This is a genomic window from Micromonospora sp. NPDC003776 (assembly GCF_053605645.1).
The window spans coordinates 1-9,457 of sequence record NZ_JBSGJR010000246.1; the positions used below are offsets into that span (position 1 = coordinate 1).

General features: G+C 73.4%; 10 protein-coding genes. 7 read left to right on the forward strand and 3 right to left on the reverse strand.

Going from position 1 to position 9,457, the window contains the following annotated elements:
- The 3 genes from ACWEVO_RS20020 to ACWEVO_RS20030 all read left to right on the forward strand — a co-directional run.
- Nucleotides 1-954 (forward strand): carbohydrate ABC transporter permease (locus tag ACWEVO_RS20020; RefSeq protein WP_452309032.1); only part of this gene is annotated, 954 nt, incomplete at its 5' end.
- Complete coding sequence (locus ACWEVO_RS20025) at nt 951-1,781, forward strand: carbohydrate ABC transporter permease (protein WP_452309033.1); 831 nt, start codon at nt 951-953, stop codon at nt 1,779-1,781. The genes ACWEVO_RS20020 and ACWEVO_RS20025, both read left to right, overlap by 4 nt.
- A 45-nt stretch (nt 1,782-1,826) precedes the next feature.
- Entirely contained in the window at nt 1,827-2,471 is a 645-nt protein-coding gene (locus ACWEVO_RS20030; protein ID WP_452309034.1) for an MOSC domain-containing protein, read from the forward strand.
- 16 nt (nt 2,472-2,487) lie between these two features.
- Here ACWEVO_RS20030 and ACWEVO_RS20035 read toward each other — a convergent pair whose 3' ends face one another.
- Both ACWEVO_RS20035 and ACWEVO_RS20040 read right to left on the reverse strand, forming a co-directional pair.
- The gene (locus tag ACWEVO_RS20035) at nt 2,488-3,351 is read right to left on the reverse strand and encodes a hypothetical protein (RefSeq protein ID WP_452309035.1); all 864 of its coding nucleotides are present in this window, start codon (nt 3,349-3,351) and stop codon (nt 2,488-2,490) included.
- A gap of 108 nt (nt 3,352-3,459) precedes the next feature.
- Nucleotides 3,460-4,245, reverse strand: a complete 786-nt coding sequence (locus ACWEVO_RS20040; RefSeq protein WP_452309036.1) for an enoyl-CoA hydratase-related protein — start codon at nt 4,243-4,245, stop codon at nt 3,460-3,462.
- A 19-nt stretch (nt 4,246-4,264) separates the two neighbouring features.
- Here ACWEVO_RS20040 and hemW point away from each other — a divergent pair, with 19 nt between their 5' ends.
- A complete protein-coding gene (hemW, locus tag ACWEVO_RS20045; RefSeq protein WP_452309037.1) occupies nt 4,265-5,488 on the forward strand; it encodes a radical SAM family heme chaperone HemW in 1,224 nt (407 codons plus the stop codon).
- Nucleotides 5,489-5,526: 38 nt separating this feature from the next.
- Here the strand turns inward: hemW and ACWEVO_RS20050 are convergent, their stop codons facing one another.
- Nucleotides 5,527-6,168, reverse strand: a complete 642-nt coding sequence (locus ACWEVO_RS20050; RefSeq protein WP_452309038.1) for a DUF4870 domain-containing protein — start codon at nt 6,166-6,168, stop codon at nt 5,527-5,529.
- Nucleotides 6,169-6,362: 194 nt separating this feature from the next.
- Between ACWEVO_RS20050 and hrcA the strand changes: the two genes are divergently transcribed.
- The 3 genes from hrcA to ACWEVO_RS20065 all read left to right on the forward strand — a co-directional run bounded on the left by hrcA (nt 6,363) and on the right by ACWEVO_RS20065 (nt 9,337).
- Nucleotides 6,363-7,385 carry a heat-inducible transcriptional repressor HrcA gene (gene hrcA, locus ACWEVO_RS20055; RefSeq protein WP_452309039.1) on the forward strand — a complete coding sequence of 341 codons (1,023 nt, stop codon included), beginning with the start codon at nt 6,363-6,365 and terminating at the stop codon, nt 7,383-7,385.
- Nucleotides 7,386-7,458: 73 nt separating this feature from the next.
- Nucleotides 7,459-8,601: a molecular chaperone DnaJ gene (gene dnaJ / locus ACWEVO_RS20060; protein WP_452309040.1), complete on the forward strand. Its 1,143-nt coding sequence runs from the start codon at nt 7,459-7,461 to the stop codon at nt 8,599-8,601.
- Nucleotide 8,602: 1 nt separating this feature from the next.
- Nucleotides 8,603-9,337 (forward strand): 16S rRNA (uracil(1498)-N(3))-methyltransferase, encoded by a 735-nt coding sequence (locus ACWEVO_RS20065; RefSeq protein ID WP_452309041.1) that lies wholly within the window; start codon nt 8,603-8,605, stop codon nt 9,335-9,337.
- Nucleotides 9,338-9,457: the final 120 nt, after the last annotated feature.

Genomic DNA, 9,457 nt, shown 5'->3' on the forward strand with positions numbered 1-9,457 from the left:
GCCGCGCGGGAGATCCCCGCGCGGCGGCGCCGCCGTGTGGACCGCCTCCCGTACCTGTTGCTCCTGCCGTGCCTGGCGATCATCGCGGTGCTGCTGCTCTGGCCCCTCGGCCAGGTCGTGATGATGTCCTTCTACAAGCTGAACAACGTCCGGCAGCTACGGGGGGACCGCGAGTGGCCGTGGGTCGGCCTGGCCAACTACGCCCAGATCCTCGGCGACCCGTTCTTCCGTACGGTGCTGCGCAACACCGTGCTCTTCGCCCTGGCCAACGTGGCGCTCACCATGATCCTCGGGACCCTGGTCGGGCTGCTGCTCAACCGGCTGGGCCGGAAGATGGCCACCTTCGTGGCCAGCTGCGTGATGCTGGCCTGGGCCACCCCGGCGCTGACCGGCACCATCGTCTGGAAGTGGATCTTCGACGACACCAGCGGCCTGGCCACCTGGCTGTTCAACAAGCTCCCGGACGGGCTCTCCACCACGCTCTTCGGGCGTAGTGACTGGACCGGCTACGGCTGGTTCAACGACCCGCTGCTCTTCTTCGCCATCCTCACCCTGGTGGTGGTCTGGCACTCGTTCCCGTTCATCGCGGTGAGCGTGCTGGCCGGGCTGAAGAGCGTGCCGAGCGAGCTCCAGGAGGCCGCCCGGGTCGACGGCGCCGGCCCCTGGCGGGTGTTCTGGAAGGTCACCTTCCCGATGCTGCGCCCGGTCTTCGGCATCCTGGTGGTGCTCTCCACCATCTGGGACTTCAAGGTCTTCACCCAGCAGTTCGTGCTGGCCGGCGGCACCCAGGACCGCTCGACCTTCATGCTGTCGATCTACTCGTACGCGGAGGCGTTCTCGCCCCCGCCCAAGTACGGCCTCGGCTCGGCGATCGCGGTCATCCTCACCCTGATCCTGCTCGTCGTGACCGCCCTGTACGTCCGCATGGTGCTCCGGCAGGAGGACGAGTCGTGAAGAAGATCGCCCTCAACGGTGCCGGCCTGCTGGTCGCGCTCTTCGCGGCCTTCCCGGTCTACTGGATGGTCGCCACCTCGCTGAAGCCCAACCGAGAGATCTTCTCCGCCACGCCCCGCCCGGTGCCGGCGAAGCCGACCCTGGAGCACTACCGGGAGATCCTCACCGGCAACCTCATCCCGGGCGTGACCTTCGCCGACTTCTTCCTCAACAGCGCGCTGGTCGCGGTGGCCACCGTGCTGCTCAGCGGGCTGGTCGCGCTGCTCGCCGCGACCGCGGTGGCACGGTTCCGGTTCCGGCTGCGCACCACGTTCCTGATCCTGCTGCTCGTGGTGCAGATGATCCCGCTGGAGGCGCTGGTCATCCCGCTGTTCCTGATGATCCAGCGGCTCGGCCTCTACAACACCCTGCCCAGCCTGATCCTGACGTACCTCGGCTTCTCCCTGCCGTTCGCGGTCTGGATGCTGCGCGGCTTCGTGGCCGCCGTGCCCAAGGAGCTGGAGGAGGCGGCGGCGATCGACGGGGCCAGCCGGGCCCAGACGTTCCGCCGGATCCTCTTCCCGCTGGTCGCCCCCGGGCTGGTGGCCACCAGCATCTTCTCCTTCATCACCGCCTGGAACGAGCTGATCTTCGCGTTGACCTTCATCAACGATCAGCACCGGTACACCCTGCCGGTGGCGATGACCTACTTCTTCGGCCGGGACGACACCGCCTGGGGTTCGGTGATGGCCGCCTCCACGCTGTTCACGCTGCCGGTCATCGTGTTCTTCCTGCTGGTCCAGCGCCGGATGGTCTCCGGCCTGGTGGCCGGCGCGGTCAAGGGTTGATCACCGGATGCCCCGGCCGCCCGGCCCGGCACTAGGCTGACCGCCATGACGGGCAGGCTGGCGGCGGTGAACCTCGGCGTGGTGACCGAGGCGGAGTGGGCGGGCGACCCGAGCGGCCGCAGCGGGATCGACAAGCGACCGGCCGACGGGCCGGTGCCGGTCCGGTTCGCCGGCCTGGTCGGCGACTTCATCGGCGAACGGGCCCACCACGGCGGCCCCGACCAGGCCGTGTACGCGTACGCCGAGGAGGACGCCGGCTGGTGGGCCGCCGAGCTGGGCCGGTCGCTGCGGCCGGGCGCCTTCGGCGAGAACCTCACCACGTACGCGGTGGACGTCACCGGGGCGGTGATCGGTGAGCGCTGGGCGATCGGCAGCGTCCTGCTGGAGGTGACCAAGCCGCGCACCCCGTGCACCACGTTCGCCGGCTACTGGGGGATGCCCGACCTGATCAAGCGGTTCACGGTGCGGGCCGCGCCCGGGGCGTACCTGCGGGTGCTGCGGGAGGGCGAGATCGGCGCCGGTGACCCGGTCGAGGTGGTGGATCGCCCGGCGCACGGGGTCACCATCGGTCACGTGTTCCGGGCCACCACCCGGGAGCCGGAGCTGCTGCCCGCCCTGCTCGACGTGCCGCAGCTGCCCGAGGCGCTTCGGGAGAAGGTCCGCCGGCGCCTCGGCGTCGCGCCCGCCTGACGGAGCCCCGGCCGGGTCAGGTCGCGGCGAAGACCTCCGCGCGCACCTGCGTCTGGGTGTCCGCGTTCTTCACCTTGTCCCAGGTGCCGTGCTCGGCGGTCCATTCCAGGCCGCCGAAGCGGACCCGCTTCACCCCGTGGTCGTCGGCGTGCGACACCAGCCAGTGGGCGTACCGCCAGCCGATCCGGCTGTCGGTGGCGGGGAGCGTGAAGTCGGTCAGGTCCGTCGGCGCGGCGAGACCGGGCAGGCCCCAGTCGAGGGCCAGGTTCTGCACCAGCGCGGTCACGGCGGCCGGACCGCGCATCGTCGGCGTCGGCCCGACCGTGCAGGCCACCGCCCCGGTCGCGTCCCCGAGCAGCGCCCGGGTGAGGACCGTGGCCTCGTCCGCCCACTTCTGGTACGCCTCGGGATAAGCCGACCGCTGTACCCGCTGGGCGGCCTCGGTGACCCGCATCTTCTGCCAGCCCTTGACCTTGTTCAGCGCGGCGTAGAACTTGTTCGCCGCGTAGCGCGGGTCGCGGATCTCCTGCGGGGTGCCCCACCCCTGGCTCGGGCGCTGCTGGAACAGCCCCAGCGAGTCCCGGTCGCCGTGCGCGATGTTGCGCAGGTGTGACTCCTGGTACGCGGTGGCCAGCGCCACCACCACGGCCCGCTCGGGCATCTGCCGCTGCACCCCGATGGCCGCGATGGTGGCCGCGTTGGCCATCTGGTCGGCACCGAGCACGACCCGCCCGTCGGCCTGCACCGTGCAGGTGCGGCTGGCCAGCGGCAGGCCGAGCGGACGCCCGAACTGCTTGGCCACGAACCAGACGCCGAGCAGGGCCAGCACACACACCGCCACCCCGGCCGCCACGATTGTCGCCCTGGTTCGCACCCGCACCTCCTGTCCCGACCGCCGCAAGACTACGTGTCCGGATGGGCGGATCGGGTCGGCCGACCGGCTGTCTCCCGCTCCGTCACCGGCCGACCACACCCCGCGCCGGTGGTCTCAGTCTTCGGCAGGCACCCAGGCCGCGGGCCGCTTCTCGCGGAACGCGAGGACGCCCTCCCGGCCCTCCTCGGAGAGGAAGTACCCGGTGGAGAGGGTGGCCAGTTCGGCGATCTCCGCGCGCAGGTCGGTGGCGGCCGGCCGGCGCAGCAGCTCCTTGGCGCCGGCGAGGGCCGACGGCGCGCCCTTCACCAGCGAGGCGCAGTAGCCCTCCACCGCGGCGTCCAGCCTGTCGGCCGGCACCGCGGTGGTGACCAGGCCGATCTCGGCGGCCCGCCGGCCGTCGAAGGTGTCCCCGGTCAGGTACAGCTCGGCGGCGGCCCGCGGGTGCAGCCGGGGCAGCACGGTCGCCGAGATCACCGCCGGGATCACCCCGATCCGGACCTCGGTGAAGGCGAACGTCGCCTCGTCCGCGCAGACCGCCAGGTCGGCCGCCGCGATCAGACCCAGCCCGCCGGCCCGCGCCGGCCCGGCCACCTTCGCCAGCACCGGCTTTGGGCACTCCCGGACCGCGACCAGCACGTCGCCGAGCATGCCGGCGGGCACCGTCCCGCTGGCGTACGCGGCGGCCGTCTCCTTCAGGTCCGCGCCGGAGCAGAAGACCGGGCCGGTGTGGTCCAGCACGATCGCCCGGACCGCGTCGTCGGCGACCGCCGCGGCCAGCCCGGCCAGCAGCTCGGTCATCAACGGGGTGGAGAGCGCGTTGCGGTTGTGCGGGCTGTCCAGGGTGAGGGTGGTCACCCCACGGGCCGTGGCGACCCGCACGAGAGCGTCCGGAGAGGTCATGCCGGGCACACTAGTGGCCATGCCCGGCGCTCTTCCAGAAGGCGAAGCCGTCCCGCGCGACGGATCGCTGCCCGCTGCCGCCCGCCGCGCCGTCGGCGCCCGCGGCTTCGGCGTGTACGTGCACGTGCCGTTCTGCGCGAGCCGCTGCGGCTACTGCGACTTCAACACGTACACCGCCGCGGAGGTGGGCGGCGGGGCCGGCCGGGAGACGTATGCCGACACGGTGCTGGCCGAGCTGGCGCTGGCCGGGCGGGTGCTGGGCGACGCCCCGCCGCCGCGGGTGGACACCGTCTTCGTCGGCGGCGGCACGCCCACCCTGCTGCCGGCCGACGACCTGGCCCGGATCCTGGACGGCATCGACCGCACCTGGGGGCTGGCCGCCGACGTGGAGGTGACCACCGAGGCCAACCCGGAGTCGGTCACCCCGGAGTCGCTGAAGACGCTGCGGGCGGCCGGCTACACCCGGATCTCGCTGGGCATGCAGTCCGCCGCGCCCGGGGTGCTGGCGATCCTCGACCGGCGGCACAGCGCCGGGCGGGCCACCGCCGCCGCCCGGGAGGCGCGGGACGCCGGGTTCGACCACGTGAACCTGGACCTGATCTACGGCACGCCCGGGGAGAGCGCTGAGGACTTCGCCGCCTCGCTGGAGCAGGTGGTCGCGGCGGGCGTGGACCACGTCAGCGCGTACGCCCTGATCGTGGAGGACGGCACCCGGCTGGCCGCGCGGATGCGTCGGGGCGAGCTGCCGTACCCGTCGGACGACGTGGCGGCGGACCGCTACCTGGCTGCGGAGGCGGCCCTCGGCGCGGCCGGCTTCTCCTGGTACGAGGTCTCCAACTGGGCCCGCTCGGAGGCGGCCCGGTGCCGGCACAACCTGCTCTACTGGACCGGCGCCGACTGGTGGGGTCTGGGCCCCGGGGCACACAGCCACGTCGGCGGGGTGCGCTGGTGGAACGTCAAGCACCCCACCGCGTACGCGCAGCGCCTGGCGGCGGGGGAGTCGCCCGGCCTGGCCCGGGAGCTGCTCACCGCGGACGAGGCGCACATGGAGGACGTGATGCTGCGGCTGCGGCTCGCCTCCGGCCTGCCCCTTGACGTGCTGGAGCCGGCGGGGCGGGCGGCGGCCGACCGCGCCCTGGCCGACGGCCTGCTGGCCGCCGGCGAGTACGCGGCCGGCCGGGCGGTGCTCACGCTGCGCGGCCGCCTGCTGGCTGACGCGGTGGTCCGCGGCCTGCTGCCCTGACCGTTACCCGGCCGGCCCGGAGGCCGGCCGGGCCGGGGTCACTTGATGAAGCTCACGCTCACCGGATAGCGGTAGAACTGTCCTTCGTTGGCCTTCACGCCTGCGAGGATGCCGAACACCACCCCGAGAATGACGGCCGCGCCGACTCCGAGGAACCCGATCAGGATGCAGCTCAGGATCCAGCCGATCAGGCCGACGATCGACCAGAGCAGCTGGAAGTTGAGCGCCGCGACCGCGTGCTGGCGCACGGTCGGCGACTGGTTGCCCCTGGCCAGCATCGACACCAGCGGAGGGAGCCAACCCAGCACCCCGCCGCTGACGAACATCGCCGCCGCGCCGCCGAAGTGGGCGACCAGGGCCCAGGTCTTGTCCTCGTTGTTCGCGTAGCCGGTCGGCGCGCCGTACGCGCCGCCGGTCGGGTACCCGACACCGGGTGGCGGCTGGCCGCCGGGCGGGGGGTAACCACCAGGGGGTGGGTAGCCGCCCGACGGCGGCTGGCCGCCGGTGGGCGGCGGATAGTCACCGGGCGGGGGATAGCCGCCCCCGCCCGGGGCCCCGGACAGTGGTGCGATGGGCGGCTCGTCCGCCGACGACGAGCCGTACGGGGCCGACGGCGGGGTTGCCTCCGGCGGCTGGGCGCCGGGGTCCCCCGCTCCGGGAGGGCGAGGAGGTTCAGTCATGGACGTCACGGTAGGTCCGGTGCGCAAGGGCGCACCAGAGCGACATCGCCCGCGATGTCCGGCTGAACGGCTCTGGCGGAGTGTGCGCGGGCCCGCACCGGGGGTCCGTCGCTGATCATCGCGTCGACGGGCACGCCGACGTAGACTGGCACTCGCTACAGTCGAGTGCCAGTCGGCATCAGGAGGTGGGGGAGATGGGTCTCGACGACCGCAAGCTCGCCGTGCTGCGCGCGATCGTCGAGGACTACGTCGCCACGCAGGAGCCGGTCGGCAGCAAGGCGCTGGTCGAGCGCCATCAACTGGGCGTCTCCCCGGCCACCGTGCGCAACGACATGGCGGTGCTGGAGGAGGAGGGCTACATCCGGCAGCCGCACACCAGCGCCGGCCGGGTGCCCACCGACCGCGGCTACCGGCTGTTCGTCGACCGGCTCTCCCGGGTCAAGCCGCTCAGCCCGGCCGAGCGCCGGGCCATCGAGCGCTTCCTGGTCGGCGCGGTCGACCTGGACGACGTGGTGCACCGCACCGTCCGGCTGCTCGCCCAGCTCACCCGCCAGGTCGCCGTCGTGCAGTACCCCAGCCTGGCCCGCTCCAAGGTGCGCCACCTGGAGCTGGTGCCGATCTCCACCACCCGGCTGATGGTGGTCATGATCGCCGACACCGGCCGGGTCGAGCAGCGGCTGGTGGAGCTGCCCGGGCCCATCCCCGTCGACGACGTCACCGACCTGCGCCGCCTGGTCAACGAGAAGCTCGTCGGCAGTCGGCTGTCGGACACCCCGCCGCTGGTTGAGGCGCTGGTCGACGAGTCCGCGCCACACCTGCGTGGCGCGATGACCACGCTCTCCACGGTGCTGCTCGAGACGCTGGTCGAGCGGCACGAGGAGCGCATCGCGCTGGCCGGCACGGCCAACCTCACCCGGGGCGGCCTGCTCGACTTCCAGGGCTCGCTGCGGCCGATCCTCGAGGCGCTCGAGGAGGAGGTCGTGCTGCTCAAGCTGATCGGCGAGGCCGAGCCGAGCACCACCCGGGTGCTCATCGGCGACGAGAACGAGATCGACAACCTGCGCGCCGCCTCGGTGGTGAGCACCGGGTACGGCCCGGGCAGCACGATCGTGGGCGGGCTCGGGGTGCTGGGGCCGACCCGGATGGACTACCCCGGCACCATCGCCACGGTGCGGGCCGTGGCACGCTACGTGGGCGAACTGCTGGCCCAGAACTGACCAGGAGGGGCCGACGGCCGACCGGCGGCCGGCGCGGCGCAACGCGAGACGAAACACGAGGACACCGAACGCAGTGGCCAGGGACTACTACGGCATTCTCGGCGTCAGCCGAGAGGCCTCCGACGACGAGATCAAGCGCGCCTACCGCAAGCTGGCGCGGCAGTTCCACCCGGACGTGAATCCGGACCCGGAGGCACAGGAGAAGTTCAAGGACATCAACGCCGCGTACGAGGTCCTCTCGGACGACCGGAAACGGCAGATCGTCGACCTGGGCGGCGACCCGCTCGCGCCGGGCGGCGGGGGCGCGGGTCCGGGCGGCCCGGGCGGCGCCGGCCCGTTCGTCGGCTTCCAGGACATCATGGACGCGTTCTTCGGCGGCGCGGCGGGCGGCTCGCGCGGGCCGCGGCCGCGTACCCGGCCGGGCGCCGACGCGATCCTGCGGCTGGAACTGGACCTCAACGAGACCGCCTTCGGCGTCGAGGCGCCGATCACCGTGGACACGGCGGTGCTCTGCACCACCTGTTCCGGCGCGGGCACGGCGGCCGGCACCCACCTCGCCACCTGCGAGGCGTGCGGCGGCCGGGGCGAGGTGCAGTCGGTGCAGCGGACCTTCCTCGGCCAGGTGGTCTCCGCCCGGCCGTGCACGGTGTGCCAGGGCTACGGCACCACCATCCCGCACCCCTGCCCGACCTGCGCGGGCGACGGCCGGGTGCGCACCCGCCGCTCGCTCACCGTCAAGATCCCCGCGGGCGTCGAGGACGGCATGCGGATCCGGCTGGCCCAGCAGGGCGAGGTGGGTCCGGGTGGCGGCACCGCCGGCGACCTCTACGTGGAGATCCACGAGCGACCGCACGACGTCTACTCCCGCAAGGGCGACGACCTGCACTGCCGGGTCACCGTGCCGATGACCGCCGCCGCGCTGGGCACCCGGCTGACCATCAAGACGCTGGACAGCGAGGAGACGGTCGACGTCAAGGCCGGCACTCAGCCCGGCAGCACGCTGCGGCTGCGCGCCCGGGGCGTGCCGCACCTGCGCGGCACCGGCCGGGGTGACCTCTACGTGCACCTGGACGTGCGTACCCCGACCAAGCTCGACGCCGACCAGGAGCGGATGCTGCGCGACTTCGCCAAGACCCGGGGCGAGGAGGTCGCCGAGCTGACCAAGCAGGGCGGCTTCTTCTCCCGGATGCGCGACGCCTTCAACGGGCACGCCTGAGGTGTCGGCGCCGCTGTTCCTGGTCGAGGCGCTGCCCACCGGCGACCGGCTGACGCTGGACGGCCCGGAGGGGCACCACGCGGCCAGTGTGCAGCGGCTGCGCGTCGGCGAGGAGCTGCTGCTCGCCGACGGGCGGGGCGGCACGGCCGCCGCGGTGGTCGACGCCGTCGGCAAGGGCAGTCTCGATCTGCGGGTCACCTCTCGGGGGTACGTCGACGCGTCCGTCCCCCGGCTCGTGGTGGTGCAGGGGATCGCCAAGGGCGACCGGGGCGAACTGGCCGTGCAGGCGATGACCGAGGTCGGGGTGGACGAGATCGTCCCCTGGTCGGCGTCCCGTTCGGTGGTGCAGTGGCGCGGCGAGCGGGGCGGACGGGCCCGGGAGAAGTGGGCGGCCACCGCCCGGGAGGCGGCCAAGCAGGCCCGCCGGGCGTGGCTGCCGGTGGTGGCCGGTACGCCGGACGAGTCCACGACCACGGTCGCGCGCCGGATCGCCGGGGCGGCCGCCGCGTTCGTGCTCCACGAGGAGGCGCACGAGCGACTCACCACCGCCGAGCTGCCGGAGACCGGGGAGATCGTGCTGGTCGTCGGCCCCGAGGGCGGCATCGCCGACCCGGAGCTGGCCGCGTTCCGCGAGGCCAGCGCCCGCCCCGTCCGCCTGGGCCCCACGGTCCTGCGCACCTCGACGGCCGGCGTCGCCGCCCTCACCGTCCTCGCCACCCGCCTCGGCCGCTGGTAGCCGCCGCCCGACGTCCGGCCCGGCCGGTCCGGCCCTGGCTCCGCCGGGCGGTGGCCCGCGACTTCGCCCGCCGGCTCCTCCCCGAGCGCGGCGACTCGGCCAGCTCCACGTAGCCACGCG